The following is a 16,954-nucleotide window of genomic DNA, read 5'->3' as shown; positions in this document are numbered from 1 at the left end:
GCGCGGGCGGGTGTGGGGCGCGCAGAGCGGTGCGGAGGATGTGGCGCGGTGACGGCCGACCGATCGGACGATCAGACGGTCCAGGCCGACACCACGGCGACGGCCTGGGCCGGGTTGAGCCGGGGGTCGCAGCACGAGGTGTACCGGTCGCCGACGGAGCCGAGGTCGGCCTCGGTCGAGGCGCACTCGGTCACGTCGTCCGGGGTGGTCTCCAGGTGCAGCCCGCCGGCCACGCCGCCCGCGCCGCGCACGGCCTCGACGAACCGCGACACCTCCAGCGACACCGTCTCCACCAGGCGCGTCTTGTACCCGCCGGGCGCCGTGACGGTGTTGCCGTGCACCGGGTCGCTGAGCCAGACCACGGGGTGGCCCGCGCCGCGGACCGCGTCGACGAGCTTCGGCAGCCGGTCGGCCACGTTCTCGGCGCCCATCCGCGCGATGAGCGTGAGCCGGCCCGGATCGCGCCACGGGTCGAGCTTCTCGCACAGCGCGAGCAGTTCGTCGGGCTCCATCCCGGGGCCGACCTTGCACGCGACCGGATTGGCCACCTGCGACAGCAGCGCGACGTGGGCGCCCTCGACCTGCCGGGTGCGCTCGCCGATCCACGGCCAGTGGGTGGAGCCGAGGAACAGCCGGCCCTTGTCGTCGACGCGCAGCATCGGCGTCTCGTAGTCGAGCAGCAGCGCCTCGTGGCTGGTCCACACGAGGGGTTCGACCACGTCGCGGCCGGCCGCGCGGTCGCGCCAGCCGAGGTGCTCGACGATGTCACCGGCCGCCATGTAGCCGGTGAGGATGCGCAGCGGATCGGGCCGGCGGATCTCCGGGTCCGGCTCCGGTCCATTCACCATGTGCCCGCGGAAAACCGGAAGTTCGACCCCGTCGATGACTTCGGTGGGCTTGGAACGGGGCTTGGCGAACTGCCCCGCGATACGGCCCGCGCGCAGGACCGGCTTTCCGGTCCGCAGACCGAGGGTCCCCGCGAGCAGATCGAGCAGCGCGGACTTCCGCGCCACATGTTGACGTGTGCACTCCTGCGGATCTTCGGCGCAGTCCCCGGACTGCAGCACGAGCGCTTCTCCGAGCGCGACTTTTCCCAGCAGGGTTCGCAAGGTCGCAAGGTCGTCCGGCTGGACCAGGGCGGGGCGAGAGGCCAGTGCCTCGCCCACCCGATTGACCTGGGGTAGGTCGCTCCATTCGGGTTGTTGCAACGCCCCGCGGATACGAATCTCCCGTATAACGTCTTCCACGACGTACTCCGATCCGGCGGTCTATTTATTGATTTCTCAGGTGGGTATACCGGTCCGCTTGATCTCGGGGACCGGAATGCCCAGGGCACGCAGCTGCTGGAACGGATTCATGAACTCCCGCTGCAGCGTTATCCGCCCGTTCTCCAGTTCGAACGAGTGGATGAAGTGGTTCTCGTACCAGCCTTCGGGATAGTCACCGAAGACGATCTTCCCGCGGCCGTCGCACTCGACCCAGAAGCGGTTCGGGTCCTGGGTCTCGAAGATCTCGACGTTGTACCACTCCCAGTCCGGGAAGCACTTGAGCGACCAGACGGCGTGCTCGCCGAGGCGGTCCCGGCCGTGCGTGGCCACCGGGGAACCGGTGTCGGTGGTCCACAGGCCGCCCACGCCGTCCTCGGTGAAGAGCTCGTGCCGGCTCAGCCGGTCCTGGCCGAGGGTCTTCATGTACCGCTCGACGACGGCCCGGTTGAGGCGGCGCAGCTCGGCCTCGTCGGTGAATCCCTGCGGGCTGACGGATTCAGGCACGGTGGTATCCCCTGTTTGTTATTCGGACGAGTGAATGAGCAAGCAAGCGATCTTGTTTGAATCCTGCCTCACCGGCAGATGTTTCCGCAACAGCGGCTTATGAACTAACTGTGAAGGTTCGGACCCGGCGGGCCCGCCCCGGGCATGGCCGAAAACCGTCCGGGGATAAAAAAACGGTTGTTCTTCGGCCGCACTTTTGAAAGCAGTGGGGCCAATGTTTTCGGAATCCTTTGTTCCGTTGCCGGGCGCCCGCGCCGCGGTGCGGCGGCGCGGGCGCGACAGAGGCGCAGGCCGGGCCCGGCCCGGCGAGTATCGGCCAACCGGACGTCCGGTCAGCCCACGGGCACGGCGGGCTCCCCCCGGTGGCTCGCGAGGTGCTCCCGGAGCGTGAAGCCGGGGGCGGCGGCCTCGGCCGGGTTCAGCGGAATCCCCCGGTCCAGCAGCTGCCGGGACGCCAGGTGGTCGGTGGGCCGGTTGACCGACTCCACCGCCTGCAGCTCGCCACCGCGGAACAGCAGCACCGAGAACGCGTCCGGGTCCTCGCCGAGCACCACCTCGGTGTCGTGGCCCTCGTCCAGGCCGGCGATCTGCACGGTCGTCGCGAACTGGTCGCTCCAGAACCACGGCAGCTCGCGGTAGCCCCGGCTCTCGCCGGTCAGCCGCGCGGCGACCAGCTCGGCGTGCCCCACCGCGTTCTGCACGGACTCCAGCCGCAGCCGGTTGCCCGAGCGCACCTGCGGGAACGCCGCGCAGTCGCCGATCGCCGAGATGTGCGGATCGCTGGTCAGCAGACGGGCGTCGACGACGATGCCGCCGCTCACCCGCAGCCCGGCCGCGGCCGCGAGACCGGTGCGCGGGATCACCCCGATCCCCGCCAGCACCAGGTCGGCCGGCAGCCGGGCGCCGTCGGCCAGCTCCACCGCCGCGACCGCGCCCCGCTCGTCGCCGTGCAGGGCGGCGACCCCCTGGCCGAAGACCAGCCGGGAGCCCTCCCGCCGGTGCAGCCGGGTGAAGTGCTCGGCCGTGCGGGCCGAGACCACCCTGGCCAGCGGGCGGTCGAGCGCCTCGACCACCGTCACCTCGCAGCCCGCCCGGCGGGCCGCCGCGGCGAACTCCAGGCCGATGAACCCGGCCCCGACCACCACCGCGTGCCGGGCCGCACCGAGCGAGGTACGCAGGGCGGCGGCGTCCTGCGCGGTGCGCAGGGTGTGCACGCCGCGCAGCCCGGCCCCCGGCACGCCGAGCGTGCGCGGGGTGGCCCCGGTGGCCAGCACCAGGTGGCCGTACTCGTACTCCGAGCCGTCGGCCAGCCGGACCGTGCGGGCGGCCGGGTCGACCGCCGTCACCGACCCGGCGACCAGTTCGATCGACTGCCGCGCGTAGTAGCCGACCGGCCGCAGCCAGAGCTGTGCCTCGTCCGCCTCCCCCTTGAGGTAGGCCTTGGACAGGGGCGGTTTTTCGTAGGGGAGTTCGTCCTCGGCGTCGATGAGGACGAGCCGTCCGCGGTAGCCGTGCTCACGCAGCGAGGCCGCCGTCTGGTAGCCGCCCTGGCCGGCGCCGACGATGACGACCGAGTCGGGGTGGGCTCCCTCGGCCATCACTTCTGCCGCTCGGGCAGGTGCACGATCAGGCCGTCCAGCGCCTCGGTCACCGTGAGCTGGCAGCTGAGACGGCTGTTGGGACGGCGCGGGCAGGCGGTGAAGTCCAGCATCTCGTTCTCGTTCGGCTGGATCGGCTCCGGCTTGTCGAGCGTCGACTCGTCGACGTAGACGTGGCAGGTGGCGCACTGCAGATTCCCGCCGCACTGGGCGACGATGCCGTCGATGTCATTGAAGACGGCCCCGCGCATGACGCTGGTGCCGGCCTGGACGTCGATCGTGCGCTCGGCCGCGTCCACGGCGACATACGTGATCTTGGGCATGACGGAACTCCTCGATGGCGCCCGGGCGCGCGCACAGGGGCACGCCGACACATGGCACCGGTCAAGTGGGTGAATGGAGGAAGGACGGCGCCGCCGGTGGTTGCCGCAGGAACGTCGATCCTGCCAACCCGCCATCTCATACCGGCCATTCGGACACGCGAAGCCCTCGGCCAGGACACGGCAGCGCTTTTGAGCGTAGCAAAGGAGTCCGGGGCACGCCAGGATCGATCTTCGGGGCGCCGGCGCGGCTCAGACCGACTCCCGGCCGAGCCTCGGATCCGGCCGACGGTGCGTCATGAGCGGCCTGCTGACCGTGAATTCGCGGAACCGGCGGGCCGCCTCGGACTGGTAGGCGTCCCGGTTCCAGACCAGGGTGAGCACCCGGTAGCAGTTCGGCGCGGCCACGTGCACCCAGGCCACCGGGACGTGCGAGTCGGTGCCCGCCAGCCGGGACATCGCCGGGATCAGGCCGATGCCCAGCCCGGTGCTGATCATGTCCTGGCTGGCCCCCGGCTCGTCGCCCTCGCAGGACAGCTTCGGGGTGAGCCCCTCGGTGGCGAACAGCCGCTCCAGCAGGGCGCGTTGCCAGTTGCCCCGCCGGGTGGTGACGAACGGCTCGTCGGCGATCTCGGCGATCGTCACGCTCTCCCGGCCGTCCAGCCAGTGCCCGCGCGGGACGGCCAGCAGCACCTCCTCCCGCAGCAGTTCGACCGAGTCCAGGTTGGCGGCGGTCAGCGGCTGCGAGGCGACGCAGAAGTCCACCTCGCCGGCCCGCAGTTGCCGGTCCATCTCCTCCACGTTCGACTGGAAGAGCCGCACCTCGGCGCCCGGGAAGGCGGCCCGGAAGCTGCCCATCAGATGGGCGACGGTCAGCAGGGTCTCGGAGGCGACACCGACCCGGCCGAGCCCGGTCTCCCTGGCCTCGCGCAGCGCCCGGCGCCCGTCGTCCAGCTCGCTCAGCGCCCGGTCGACGTGGCGCAGGAACACCACGCCGTACTGGTTGAGCCGGATCCGCCGGCCCTGCCGGTCGAAGAGCGGCGAACCCAGCTCGGCCTCCAGCCGGGCGATGGTGCGGCTGAGCGAGGGCTGGGCCACGTTCAGCTCCTCGGCGGCCCGGCTGATGTGCTCGAAACGGGCGACGGCCTGGAAGTAGCGGAGTTGCAGCAAATCCACGGTTCACCTCTGCTCATGTCCGGCGGGTTATGCACACATAGCAAAACCGGTCTTGGAAGGCATAAGCAATCCTCGCCTACCGTCAGCGGCGGGGTTCGTCGCGCAGGTGGCGGGCAGCGATGCCCGCCACCTGCACACGCGAGCGAGGAACCCTCCCCTTCCCAGCGTCCGCTCCCCGCGTCCGCTTCCCCGACTCCCTCATCCGTCCGCCGACCCGGAGGCCAACCGCCCCCCAGGAAGGTCGCATCATGAGCGCTGCGGATCTGGCCCGACTCCAGTTCGCGGCCACCACCAGCGTGCACTGGCTGTTCGTCATCCTCACCATGGGGCTGGTCCCCATCGTGGCGATCATGCACACCCGGGCCGCGTACACCCGCGACCTCGCCAAACGCGCGGTCCGGGAGCGCATGACTCGCTTCTGGGGCCAGCTCTACGTCATCAACTACGCGGTCGGCATCGTGACCGGCCTCGTCATGGAGTTCCAGTTCGGACTCAGCTGGAGCGGACTGAGCAAGTTCGCGGGCAATGTCTTCGGCGCGCCGCTGGCCCTGGAGACCCTGATCGCCTTCTTCGCCGAGTCCACCTTCCTCGGCATGTGGATCTTCGGCTGGGGCCGGATGCGGCGCGGCATCCATGTCGCGCTGATCTGGCTGGTCGCGCTGACCGCCTACCTCTCGGCGTTCTGGATCCTGGTCGCCAACGGCTTCCTCCAGCACCCGGTGGGCTACGAGGTGCGCGACGGCGTCGCCTACCTGACCGACTTCTGGGCCCTGGTCACCAACGCCAACGCCCAGGTGGCCCTCGCCCACATCGCGCTCGCCGCGCTCACCACCGGCGGCATCTTCGTGGCCGGCATCAGTGCCTGGCACTTCGCCAAGGGCACCAAGGAGACCGAGCTCTTCCGGAGTTCGCTGCGCCTGGGCGTCTGGGTGAGCATGCTCTCCTCCTTCTTCGTCATCATCGTGGGCAACCTCCAGGTCCCGGTCATCGAGAAGACCCAGCCGATCAAGGCCGCGATCCTGAACGGCACCGACCTCGCCGCGGCGCAGGCCCAGGAGGTCGCCGCGCACGGTCCCGGGGACTACCTGCCCTGGACGTCCTGGGTGAAGAACTCGATGGACCTGATGACCATCCTCGGCAACACGGTCTCGACCATCACCTTCATCGCCGTCTTCCTGCTGCTGAAGGACCTGCTGGTGCGCAAGCGCTGGCTCGCCTACCTGATGACCGCGATCATTCCGCTGCCCTTCATCGCCTCCGTCGGCGGCTGGGTGGTGCGCGAGATCGGCCGCCAACCGTGGCTCGTCTACGGCCAGTTGACCGTCGACGACGCCGTCTCGAACGTGAGCAGGGGCTCCCTGGTGGTGTCCTGCGCGGTGTTCATCGCCATCTTCCTCGCCCTCGCGGTGACCAACTGGACGCTGATCACCCGCTTCGCCCGCCGCGGCCCGGACGGCGCCCAGCTCGGCGCCGGCGACCCGCTCCCGGACGACCTGCCCGGTGCGGGCGGCGCCGACGAGAAGCAGCCGGTCCCGGCCTTCTGAGCGGGCCGAGCGCTCCCGCACCGCGATGAACTCCTCTGACGTGACGGAAGGTTGGGCTAAATGAGCCTGGAGACCCTCTGGCTGGCCCTCCTCGGCCTGCTGCTCGCCGGCTACTTCGTACTGGGCGGCTACGACTACGGCGCCCAGATGCTGTCCCCGTTCCTCGGCTCCGCCGACGCGGGTCCCCGGCCCGACGCCGGTCCGGCCGCCCGAGCGGGGGCCGGATCCGGCATCGGCACCGGCACCGGACCGGACGGGCGGAACGCCGCGCTCGACGCGATCGCGCCGTTCTTCCTCGGCAACGAGGTCTGGCTGGTCGCCTTCGCCGGCGTGATGTTCGGCGCCTTCCCGCACCTGGAGGGCAGCCTGCTGTCCGGCCTCTACCCGCTGATCGTGGCGATCCTGGCCGGCCTGGTGCTCGGCAACGCCGCGATCCAGCTGCGCGGCCGCTCCCGCGGAGCGCGGGCGGCCAAGGTGTGGAACGCCCTGGTGGTGCTCGGCGGCGCGCTGCCCGCCGTGTGCTGGGGCATCGTGGTCGGCCTGCTGCTGCACGGCGTGCCCCGCCGGGCCGACGGGTCCTTCCACGTCGGCGCCGGCGACGTGTTCGGGCCGTTCGCGCTGACCTGCGGGGTGGCCACCGCCCTGCTCTTCGCCGGACACGGCGCGGCCTTCGTCGCGCTCCGCTCGGAGCCCGGCACCGCCACCGCCGCCCGGCGCCTGGGCGCCACCCTGCTCGCCGCGGCGGGCGCCGCCGGAGCCCTGGCGCTGCTGCTCTCGGTGTTCGGGGCCGGCGCCTCGATGACCAGGACGGGGACCTCGGTGGTCCTGTTCGCCCTGGTCGTGGCGGCCCTCGCGGCCGGCTGGTGGTTCCTCGGCCGGGGCCGCGACACCCTCGCCTTCACCGCCACCTGCCTGGCGACCGCGCTGCCGGTGCTGCTGATCGGGGCCGGCCAGTACCCCTACCTGCTGTCGGCCTCCGCCGGCGGCGGGATCACCGTCGACGACGCCGTCGCCGACGGGGCCACGCTGAAGGTGCTGATCGGGTTCGGCGTGGTGGTCGTCCCGCTGATCCTGCTCTACCAGGGCTGGAGCTGGTGGGCGTTCCGCGGCCGCACCGGCCGGCGCCACCCCAGCTACTTCTGACCGACCGCCGTCGGCCGGCAGCCCACCGCGGCTGCCGGCCGGCGGCGTCCGACCGCCTGGCGGACCACGGAGGGACCACGGGATGAAGCCGGCCGAACGCCGCCTGCGGCGCGAGATCCCGGCGCTCCGGCGCCACTTGACCATGTCCACCGCACTCGCCCTGCTGGGCGCCGGGCTGGTGCTCGGCCAGGCCGAACTGCTGGCCGACCTGCTCGCCGACGGCTTCGCCGGGCGCGGCCGGTGGACCGGCCCGCTGGTCGCGCTCGGCACCGTCCTCGCCCTGCGCGCCCTGCTGGCCTGGGCCCGGGGAGCCCTCGCCCAGCGCGCCGCCGCCGCGACCAAGCGGGACCTGCGCGACCGCCTCACCGCCCACCTGCGGGACACCGGCCCCCGGCGGCTGGCCGCCGGCCGGCACGGCGAGACCGCCACCCTGCTCACCCGCGGCCTCGACGCCCTGGACCCCTATCTGACGGGCTACCTGCCCACCATGGCCGCCACCGCCGTCGTCCCGCTGGTGGTGGTCGTCCGGCTCGGCCTCGCCGACTGGACCTCCGCGCTGATCGTGGTGATCACCCTGCCGCTGATCCCGGTGTTCGGCGCGCTCGTCGGCCTGCACACCGCGCAGCGCACCGCCCGGCAGTGGCGGCTGCTGGCCCGGCTGGGCGGCCACTTCCTGGACGTCGTCGCCGGGCTGCCCACCCTGCGCGCGTTCGGCCGCGAGCGGCACCAGACCCGGGTGGTGCGGGAGATGGCCGACGCGCACCGGCGGGCCACCATGCGCACCCTGCGGGTCGCCTTCCTCTCCTCCCTCGTCCTGGAGACGGTCGCCACCCTGTCGGTGGCGCTGGTCGCCGTCCCGGTCGGCCTGCGGCTGCTGGACGGCGCGCTCGACCTGCGCACCGCCCTGGTCGTGCTCTTCCTCGCGCCGGAGGCCTACCTGCCGCTGCGGGCGGCGGGCGCGGCCTTCCACGACAGCGCCGAGGGCATCGCGGTGACCGAGCGGGTCTTCGCGCTCCTGGACGACGCGGACGACACCGGCGGCGCGAACGGCGCGGGCGACCCGGACCGCGCGAACGGCGCGGGCGACCCGGACGACGCCGTCACCGCCCCGACCGCCCGGCTCCTGGTCAAGGACCCGGTCCCGGCCCCGGCCCCCGTCCCCGAGGCCCGCACCGCACGGCTGCGCCTCGAAGGCGTCACCGTCCACCACCCCGACCGCGCCGCACCCGCCCTCGCCGACGTCTCGCTCACCGTCCACCCCGGCGAGCACCTGGCCCTGGTCGGCCCGAGCGGCGCCGGCAAGTCCACCCTGCTCGCCCTCCTCCTCGGCTTCGTCACCCCCGGTGCGGGCCGGGTCCTGGTCGACGGCACCGACCTCGCCGCGCTCGACCCCGACGCCTGGCTCGCCCAGGTGGCGTGGGTCCCGCAGCGCCCGCACCTGTTCGCCACCTCGGTCGCCGACAACATCCGCCTCGGCCGCCCGGACGCCACCGACGCCGAGGTCCGGGCCGCCGCCCGGGCGGCCTGCGCCGACGGCTTCATAGCGGCACTGCCGCAGGGGTACGACACCGTCCTCGGCGAGCACGGCGCCGGGCTCTCCGCCGGCCAGCGCCAGCGCACCGCCCTGGCCCGGGCCTTCCTCAAGGACGCGCCCGTCCTGCTGCTCGACGAGCCCACCGCCCACCTCGACCCGGAGAGCGAGGCCGCCGTCACCGGGGCCACCGCCGAGCTGATGCGCGGACGCACCGCGATCGTGGTCGCCCACCGGACCGGCCTGCTGCCGCACGCCGACCGGATCCTCACCGTGCGGGACGGGACCGTCGGACCCGCCCCGTCCCGCCCGGCCGCCGCCGGCCTCACCGGGCTGGTCCGCTCATGACCCGCCCGGCCGCCGCGGACGCCGTCCCCCCGGCCGCCGTCCCCCCGGGCGCCGCCCCCGCGCCCCGACCGCTCGCCCCCGGAGCTCCGATGCCCGACCGCACCGCCCCCGGCTCCCACCCCACCCTCCGACTGCTGCGGCAACTGCTGCCGCACTGGCGCCGGCTGCTGCCCGCCGTGCTCGCCGCCGCCGGCAGCGAACTCAGCGGCGCCGCGCTGATGGCCACCGCCGCCTGGCTGATCACCCGCGCCGCCGAACAGCCGCCGATCGCCGCCGTCGCCGTCGCGATCGTCGCCGTCCGCGCCCTGGCCCTCGGCCGCGGCACCCTGCGCTACGCCGACCGCCTGCTCGGGCACGACGGCGTGCTGCGCGCCGTGGCCGACTTCCGCGCCCGGGTGTACGAGGCGCTCGTCCCGCTCGCCCCGGCCGGCACCCCCGCCTTCCGCGGCGGCGACCTGCTGACCCGGCTGGTCGACGACGTCGACGCCGCGCAGGACCTGCTGCTGCGGGTGCTGATCCCGGTCACCGCCGCCGTCCTGGTCGCCGCGGCCGCCGCCGGCACCGCGCTGGTGCTGCTCCCGCCGGCCGGACTGCTGCTCGCGCTGCTGCTGGCCCTCGCCGGGCTCGTGGTGCCCGCCCTGGTACTCACGCTGTCCCGCCGGGACGGCCGCGCCGAGAAGTCCGCGCGCGCCGAACTCGCCGCGCTCACCGTCGACCTGACCCGGGGTGCGGCCGACCTCGCCGCGTACGGCGCCCGGGGCCGCGCCCACGCCCGGACCTCGGCGGCCACCGCCCGGATCGCCGCCCTGGAGGAGCGCCGGGCGCTCACCACCTCGCTGGCCTCCGCCGTGGTCCTGCTGCTCCAGGCCGCCGCCACGGTCGGGGTCACCTGGCTCGGCCTGCGCGCGCACGCCGACGGTGGGCTGCCCGCCGTCCAGCTCACCGTGCTCGCGGTGCTCGCCCTGGTCTCCTTCGACGCCCTCGCCGGGCTGCCCACCGCCGCCCGCCGACTGGCCGACGTCTGGGCCTCGGCCCGCCGGCTCGCCGACCTGATGGACACCCCGGCCCCGGTCACCGACCCGGCCGACCCGGCCCCGCTCCCCCTCGACGGACCGCTCGGCGTGGAGATCAGCGGCCTGCGGGTGCGTCACCGCCCCGACGGCCCGGCCGTGCTGGACGGTGTGAGCCTGCGGCTGCCGCCCGGCCGCCGGGTGGCGCTGGTCGGCGCCAGCGGCTCCGGCAAGTCCACCCTGATCGCGGCGATGATGCGGTTCCTCCCCTACGAGGGCGGCAGCATCCGCGTCGGCGGGCGGGAACTGCGGGACTGCGCGGGCGCCGACGTCCGCCGGGCGATCACCGGCATGACCCAGGACGCCCATGTCTTCCACACCACCATCCGCGCCAATCTGCGGCTGGCCCGCCCCGACGCCACCGACGAGGAGCTCCGCGACGCGGCCCGCCGGGCCCGGCTGCTCGACTGGATCGACTCCCTGCCCGAGGGCTGGGAGACCATGCTCGGCGGGGACGGCGCCACCGTCTCCGGCGGTCAGCGACGGCGGCTGCTGCTCGCCCGCGCGCTGCTCGCGGACCCGCCGGTGCTGGTCCTGGACGAGCCGACCGAGGGCCTCGACCCGGACACCGCCGCCGCCGTCCTCGCCGACGTGCTCGACGCGACCCGCGGCCGCACCACGCTGCTGGTCACCCACGACCACGCCGCCCTGGACGCCGTCGACGAGGTGCTGACCCTGTGCGCCGGCCGGCTGGTGCCGGGCGCCGCACCGGCCGCGGCCGCGTCCTGACCCGCCCCGCCCGCCGGGGGGCGGGTGGGGTGCCGCGGGCGGCACCCGGCTCCCGCGCGCACCCGGGCCGGTCGCGTCCTCCCCGGTCGCACCCGCGCCGGTCACAGGCTCCGGGCGGCGATGTCGCCGTAGGAGGTGGTGGCGCGGATGTCGAGGGCCGTGGCGCCGTCGTTGCGCAGGCTGTTGCTGATCCGGCCGTGGCCGGTGCCGGCGTCCAGGGCGGCGGAGACCCCGGCCGCGGCGGCCACCTCGATGTCGCCGGACTCGGTGCGGAGCACCACCGCGCCGCGCACCGCCTCGGCGATCCGGATGGCGCCCCGGGAGGTGCTGATCTCGGCCGGGCCGTTGAGCCGGCCGACCTCGACGTCGCCGTCGACCGCGGTCAGCCGCACGCTGTCGGCCTCGTCGATCTTGATCCGGCGGTAGGCGCCCTGGACGACGACGTCACCGAGGCGGCCGACGGCCCGGAGCTCGGTGCTCTCGGAGGTCACCTCGATCCGGGACCCGGCCGGCACCTGGAGGGTGACCTCGACGGCGCCGGCGCCGACCAGTCGGCCGCCGGGCACGGTGTCGATCCGCAGGACACCGTCCTGGAAGCCGACGGCGGTCTGCTCGGCGGTGCGGACGTCGCGGCCGCGGCCGGCCTCGGCCGGCCGCACCTCCACGGTGGCGTCGGCGCGGTCGGCGGCGATCACCTGGACCCGGCCGGCCGGCAGGTCGACGACGGCGGTGATCGGGGCGGTGGTGGCGAACTTCTCCATGATGCTGCTCTCCTGCGTGGTCGCTGTGTCCGTGCTGCTTTCTGACATCACGAACGCTACGTTGCGTTCGCACATACATCAATAGCCTTGTTGCGTAAAACTGCCATTGCCGCAGGCCAGAGAGTGAATATCGTTGCAACGAATCCCATTTCAACGCAACGTCAGCACGATGGATCGTTGCATTGACGGTGCATGAACGCTATGCTGCGGAGGCCGGGGACCACACGAAGGGAGACCGCGGTGCCGGGAGGCAGACTCACCCAGCAGGAACGCCAGCAGATCGCACTCGGCGTGGCCGACGGCCTCGCCTACGCGGAGATCGCCAGGCGCCTCGACCGCCCCACCTCGACGGTCACCCGCGAGGTGATGCGCAACGGCGGCCCCACCGCCTACCGCGCCGACGTGGCCCACCGCGCCACCGAGCGCCGCGCCCACCGGAGCCGGCAGGCCGCCCCCCGCGGGCCGCAGCCGCCCGAGCCGGCCGCGCACGGGCGCGACCCGGAGGCCGTGCGCGCGTACGAGGAGGTGTTCACCACCCTGGTGATGCAGCAGGGCCTGCCCAGGATGATGGCCCGCGTCCTGACCTGCGTGTTCACCACCGACGAGGGCAGCGTCACCGCGGCCGAACTCGTCCGGCGCCTCCAGGTGAGCCCGGCGTCCGTCTCCAAGGCGATCGCGTTCCTGGAGGCCCACGGCCTCGTCCGCCGCGAACGCGACGAGCGCCGCCGCGAGCGCTACGTCGTCGACGGCGACGTCTGGTACCAGTCGATGGTCGCCGCCGCCCAGGCCCACGCCCGGTTCGCCGAGACCGCCCGGGAGGGCGTCGGCGTCCTCGGCACCGGCACCCCGGCGGCCGTGCGCCTGGAGAACATCGCGCGCTTCATGGACTTCGTCGGCGAGAGCATCAGCCGCTCCGCCGAACAGGCCCGCGACGTCCTCCACACGGGTGCGAACCCGGCCCCGGCCGCCGCCGCCCCGCTCCCGGCCCCGGTCGCCGCCTCGGCCCCGGCCTCGAAAGCGCCCGACACGGACGATGGGATTTGACGCTCGTCTGACAAGGTGAAACGCCGTCACCCGCCCTCGCGTCGCCCGGCCGTGTGACGAACGGTCGGATCAACTGTCCGGTATGCGTATTCCCTTCCGGACCGGGCGGATCGTCTCGGTTCTCGCCCTCCTAGGAGGAACCCTCCTGGGCAGCGGCCTGATCGCCCCACCGGCGCAGGCCGCCATCTCCTTCACCAAGAGCGTGGACAAGGCGACCGTCTCCCCGGGGGAGAACGTCACCTACACCCTCCGGTACACCTGCTCGATCAACGAGTGCACCGGCGGTCAGATCCTCGACACCCTGCCGTCGAACATGCAGTTCGTCGGCTGGACCCCCGACCCCTCCTCGGTCGACCAGGCCGCCTCCACCGTGCCCGCGACGGGCGCGATGGGCGGCACGATGGACATCAAGCTGCAGAACCTCAGCCCCGGCACCACCGCCACCATCACGGTGGTCATGAAGTACCCCAACTTCTCCACCGCCAACGGCACCACCTCCACCAACTCGGCCACCATGAGCGCCACCGGTGAGACCTCGCAGAACGCGAGCGCCAACACCAAGGCCGAGGTCCAGCCGCAGTACACGGTGACCAAGGGCATCCAGACCAGCAGCCAGGACGGGCGCACCGTCACCTACCAGTTCAGCCCGTGCGCCACCGACAACGTGCCCAACGTCGACCTGGACACCAGCCGCCTGCTCGACACCCTGCCGCCCGGCGCGGTGGTCGACACCGGCCGCTCGCCCGGCTGGACCCAGGTCGCCCCCGGCCCCAACACCTGGGGCTACGACATCGGCCCGTTCGTCTCCGGCAACGGCCGCGGCGGCTGCCGCAACCCCGGCGCGCTGGTGGTGTACTACCCGGAGGCCGACTTCCCCAGCGGCACCACCTCCACCAACAACGTGGACCTGCTGGGCGACCCGCTCGGCGCCGACCCCGAGACCACGCTGGACTCCGCCTCCGCCACCACCGGCCAGTTCCAGCCCCCGGCCACCGGTGTCGCGGTGACCGCCAGCAAGGTGTGGCGCGACACCGTCGTCTCCGGCGACCTCAACAGCTTCAGCCTGTCGGCCACCAACACCTCGGGCCCGGCCACCAGCCTGACCATCACCGACCCGGGCGCCGGCACCACCGAGGGCCTCTACAACTGGATCTTCCCCCAGTCGCTCCAGCTGGAGCCGTGGAACCCCACCAGCATCCAGCTGACCTTCCAGTACCGGCTCAACGGTGACCCGACCTGGCTGACCTTCAGCCCCGGCACCCCGTTCAACGGCGCCGCCAACCGCCGGATCACCTTCGCGGAGGGCGCCGGCGACCCCGCCAACGACGTCCTCGGCATCCCCGCCGGCCGCTGGCTCGACGGCCTCCAGTTCGTCTGGAACGGCCCCATCCCCACCGGCTGGAGCCCGGGCAACGCGGTGCAGCTGGTCACCCAGGTCGCCACCCCCGGCCACGACGGGCGCGCCGCCCCCGTCCCGCTGACCAACTGCGTCGACACCTCCGCGACCGACGGCACCAACAACGCCAACGCCAACTCCTGCGCCAGCACCACCATCACGCAGGCCACCAACCTCGGCGCGGCCAAGACCACCGTCTCCGGCGAGCTGTCCGCCCCCGGCGGCACGGCCACCTTCCAGGTCATCCCCTACAACCGCAGCGCCCGCGACCTGGACCGCCCGCTCGTCCTGCTCGACCTGCTGCCGCCCGGCGTCGTCTACATCGACGGCTCCGCCCGCCCGGACCCGAACTACCCGGACGCCAAGGCCCCCGAGTCGATCACCGTCACCCCCGGCCCCGACGGCCGCCAGCTGCTGAGGATGCAGTGGCCGGCCGGCGCGCCCGACTCCACCTACCTGCACGACCCGCTGGCCTACCGGATGCTCTTCGACGTCCAGGTCGCCAGCAGCATCCGCTCCGGTGAGCTGACCAACGACGTCTACGTCACTGTTGATCAGCCGACCAACCCGGTCTCCTGCATGTTCTCCGGCTCCGACAGCGGCAGCACCCCGGACGTGCTCGACCTCAACGGCAACGGCAACACCACCGAGCTGCTCTGCCACGCCTCCTCCAAGATCCAGGTGGACGTGCCGAGCGTGCTGCGCTCGTTCAAGGAGGTGAAGGGCGACCTCGACTCCGACTACCTGAGCATCGGCACCGCCACCCCCGGCGGTCACATCTCCTACCGGATGACCGTGCGCAACGACTCGCCGGACCCGGTCACCGACTTCATCGCCTACGACAAGCTGCCCGCCCCCGGCGACAACTACGTCCTCACCCAGGACGCCCAGCGCGGCAGCACCTGGATGCCGTCGCTGAGCGAGCCGATCGTCAGCAGCGACCCGACCGTGGTGATCGAGTACACCACCGACCCCAACCCCTGCGTCGAGAGCGTGCTCGTCGACAGGACCGGCTGCAACACGAACGCGGTCTGGAGCGCCACCTTCCCCGCCCCGGGAACGGCGACCTGGTTCCGCGTCCACCGCGCCGGCGCCATGGCCTCGGGCGAGTCGTTCACCCTGACCTGGCCGATGGTCGCCCCGTTCGACGCGCCGGAGACCGAGTACGCGTGGAACAGCTTCGCCTTCACCGCCACCGACAACGAGGGCCGGCAGCTGCTGCCCGCCGAGCCGGCCAAGGTCGGCGTCGCGGTCAAGCGGGTCACCGAGCCGAACAACGCGATCGGCGACTTCGTCTGGGTCGACAAGGACGGCTCCGGCATCCAGAAGCCCGGCGACACCGGCGTCCCCGGCATCAAGGTCAACCTCCTGGACGAGAACGGCCAGCCGGTGCGCGACAAGGCCGGCCAGCCGGTCACCACCACGACCGACGCCAACGGGCTCTACCTCTTCGACAACCTGCCCGACGGCACCTACCAGGTGCAGTTCGACCTCACCACCCTCCCGCAGGGCGCCAAGGTCACCGTCCGGGGCGCCGGTACCGACCCGACCAAGGACTCGGACGCCGACCCCACCACCGGTCTGACCCAGTCCGTCACCCTCTCCGGTGGTCAGCGCTACCTCGACCTCGACATGGGCATCGTCCTGCCCCCGCCGCCGGCCAACAACGCGCTCGGTGACTTCGTCTGGGTCGACAAGGACGGCTCCGGCATCCAGAAGCCCGGCGACACCGGCGTCCCCGGTGTGAAGGTCAACCTGCTGGACGGCAACGGCCGGCCCGTCGTCGACGCCAACGGCCGCCCCATCACCACGACCACCGACGCCAACGGCCTCTACCTCTTCGACAACCTGCCCGACGGCACCTACCAGGTGCAGTTCGACCTCACCACCCTCCCGCAGGGCGCCAAGGTCACCGTCCGGGGCGCCGGTACCGACCCGACCAAGGACTCGGACGCCGACCCGACGACGGGTCTGACCCAGTCGGTCACCCTCTCCGGTGGTCAGCGCTACCTCGACCTCGACATGGGCGTCGTCCTCCAGACCTCGTCCCCGTCGCCGTCGCCGTCGCCGTCCCCGACGTCCTCGCCGTCGCCGACCTCGTCGCCGTCCCCGACTGCCTCGCCGTCGCCCACCTCGTCGCCGAGCCCGACCGCCTCGCCGTCGCCGACCGCGTCCCCGACGTCCTCGTCCCCCTCCGCCACGACCACGACCACCGCGTCCACGGTCCCGACCCCGACCCACCGGCCGACCCACAGGCCGACCGGCGAGCCGCTGCCGAACACCGGCAGCTCCGCCGCCGACGGCCTGATCGCGGCACTCGGAGGGCTCGCCGTCCTCGGCGGACTGCTCCTGTGCCTGGTCGCCTACCGCCGCCCGGGACGGCACAGCTGATCCACCGGTGAACAACTGAAGAGCAGGACCACCACCAGTGGCGTCGCCCCCTCGGGCGGCGCCACTGGCGCGTCCGCCCGGGCCCGGAACGGTGGCGGGGCACCGGTCGGAAGCGGGCCGGAAGCGGCGGT

12 protein-coding genes are annotated in these 16,954 nt (G+C 73.1%); 6 read left to right on the top strand and 6 right to left on the bottom strand.

Annotated elements, in window-relative coordinates; translation table 11 throughout:
• Nucleotides 1-71: 71 nt before the first annotated feature.
• The 5 genes from BI06_RS10660 to BI06_RS10640 form a co-directional block, all read right to left on the bottom strand.
• Nucleotides 72-1,247 (bottom strand): 3-deoxy-7-phosphoheptulonate synthase, encoded by a 1,176-nt coding sequence (locus tag BI06_RS10660; RefSeq protein ID WP_030397793.1) that lies wholly within the window; start codon nt 1,245-1,247, stop codon nt 72-74.
• 36 nt (nt 1,248-1,283) lie between these two features.
• On the bottom strand, nt 1,284-1,772 hold the full coding sequence (locus BI06_RS10655) for a PhzA/PhzB family protein (protein ID WP_030397792.1): 489 nt from the start codon (nt 1,770-1,772) through the stop codon (nt 1,284-1,286).
• Between the two features lie 332 nt (nt 1,773-2,104).
• On the bottom strand, nt 2,105-3,370 hold the full coding sequence (locus BI06_RS10650; protein WP_030397791.1) for an NAD(P)/FAD-dependent oxidoreductase: 1,266 nt from the start codon (nt 3,368-3,370) through the stop codon (nt 2,105-2,107).
• Nucleotides 3,370-3,693: a 2Fe-2S iron-sulfur cluster-binding protein gene (locus tag BI06_RS10645; RefSeq protein WP_030397790.1), complete on the bottom strand. Its 324-nt coding sequence runs from the start codon at nt 3,691-3,693 to the stop codon at nt 3,370-3,372. The genes BI06_RS10650 and BI06_RS10645 overlap by 1 nt, the downstream gene beginning before the upstream one ends.
• Nucleotides 3,694-3,942: 249 nt before the next feature.
• Nucleotides 3,943-4,866: a LysR family transcriptional regulator gene (locus BI06_RS10640; RefSeq protein ID WP_043467193.1), complete on the bottom strand. Its 924-nt coding sequence runs from the start codon at nt 4,864-4,866 to the stop codon at nt 3,943-3,945.
• 248 nt (nt 4,867-5,114) lie between these two features.
• On the opposite strand from BI06_RS10640, the gene BI06_RS10635 reads away from it, so the two are divergent.
• The 4 genes from BI06_RS10635 to cydC all read left to right on the top strand — a co-directional run bounded on the left by BI06_RS10635 (nt 5,115) and on the right by cydC (nt 11,231).
• Nucleotides 5,115-6,410, top strand: a complete 1,296-nt coding sequence (locus BI06_RS10635; protein ID WP_043467190.1) for a cytochrome ubiquinol oxidase subunit I — start codon at nt 5,115-5,117, stop codon at nt 6,408-6,410.
• Nucleotides 6,411-6,470: 60 nt separating this feature from the next.
• Nucleotides 6,471-7,553: a cytochrome d ubiquinol oxidase subunit II gene (locus BI06_RS10630; RefSeq protein WP_051740642.1), complete on the top strand. Its 1,083-nt coding sequence runs from the start codon at nt 6,471-6,473 to the stop codon at nt 7,551-7,553.
• 82 nt (nt 7,554-7,635) lie between these two features.
• Entirely contained in the window at nt 7,636-9,432 is a 1,797-nt protein-coding gene (cydD, locus tag BI06_RS10625; RefSeq protein ID WP_051740641.1) for a thiol reductant ABC exporter subunit CydD, read from the top strand.
• An 89-nt stretch (nt 9,433-9,521) separates the two neighbouring features.
• Nucleotides 9,522-11,231, top strand: coding sequence for a thiol reductant ABC exporter subunit CydC (gene cydC, locus BI06_RS10620; protein WP_037782455.1), 1,710 nt, complete (start codon nt 9,522-9,524; stop codon nt 11,229-11,231).
• A 101-nt stretch (nt 11,232-11,332) separates the two neighbouring features.
• On the opposite strand, the gene BI06_RS10615 is transcribed toward cydC, so the two are convergent.
• Nucleotides 11,333-11,992 (bottom strand): DUF4097 family beta strand repeat-containing protein, encoded by a 660-nt coding sequence (locus BI06_RS10615; RefSeq protein ID WP_030397784.1) that lies wholly within the window; start codon nt 11,990-11,992, stop codon nt 11,333-11,335.
• A gap of 240 nt (nt 11,993-12,232) precedes the next feature.
• On the opposite strand from BI06_RS10615, the gene BI06_RS10610 reads away from it, so the two are divergent.
• Together BI06_RS10610 and BI06_RS10605 are read left to right on the top strand one after the other, a co-directional pair.
• Nucleotides 12,233-13,036 carry a helix-turn-helix domain-containing protein gene (locus BI06_RS10610; RefSeq protein ID WP_043467187.1) on the top strand — a complete coding sequence of 268 codons (804 nt, stop codon included), beginning with the start codon at nt 12,233-12,235 and terminating at the stop codon, nt 13,034-13,036.
• A gap of 82 nt (nt 13,037-13,118) precedes the next feature.
• On the top strand, nt 13,119-16,823 hold the full coding sequence (locus BI06_RS10605; protein WP_051740639.1) for an SdrD B-like domain-containing protein: 3,705 nt from the start codon (nt 13,119-13,121) through the stop codon (nt 16,821-16,823).
• Nucleotides 16,824-16,954: the final 131 nt, after the last annotated feature.

It is taken from the genome of Kitasatospora sp. MBT66, from assembly GCF_000710405.2.
GTDB lineage: Bacteria > Actinomycetota > Actinomycetes > Streptomycetales > Streptomycetaceae > Kitasatospora > Kitasatospora purpeofusca.
This window is presented reverse-complemented; position numbering and strand designations above follow the sequence as displayed.

What these genes read in the sequence shown, in the direction of transcription:
- BI06_RS10615 (WP_030397784.1), bottom strand. Translation starts at nt 11,992, where the DNA reads ATGGAGAAGTTCGCCACCACCGCCCCGATCACCGCCGTCGTCGACCTG.
- BI06_RS10645 (WP_030397790.1), bottom strand. Translation starts at nt 3,693, where the DNA reads ATGCCCAAGATCACGTATGTCGCCGTGGACGCGGCCGAGCGCACGATC.
- cydC (WP_037782455.1), top strand. Translation starts at nt 9,522, where the DNA reads ATGCCCGACCGCACCGCCCCCGGCTCCCACCCCACCCTCCGACTGCTG.
- cydD (WP_051740641.1), top strand. Translation starts at nt 7,636, where the DNA reads ATGAAGCCGGCCGAACGCCGCCTGCGGCGCGAGATCCCGGCGCTCCGG.
- BI06_RS10635 (WP_043467190.1), top strand. Translation starts at nt 5,115, where the DNA reads ATGAGCGCTGCGGATCTGGCCCGACTCCAGTTCGCGGCCACCACCAGC.
- BI06_RS10650 (WP_030397791.1), bottom strand. Translation starts at nt 3,370, where the DNA reads ATGGCCGAGGGAGCCCACCCCGACTCGGTCGTCATCGTCGGCGCCGGC.
- BI06_RS10630 (WP_051740642.1), top strand. Translation starts at nt 6,471, where the DNA reads ATGAGCCTGGAGACCCTCTGGCTGGCCCTCCTCGGCCTGCTGCTCGCC.
- BI06_RS10605 (WP_051740639.1), top strand. Translation starts at nt 13,119, where the DNA reads ATGCGTATTCCCTTCCGGACCGGGCGGATCGTCTCGGTTCTCGCCCTC.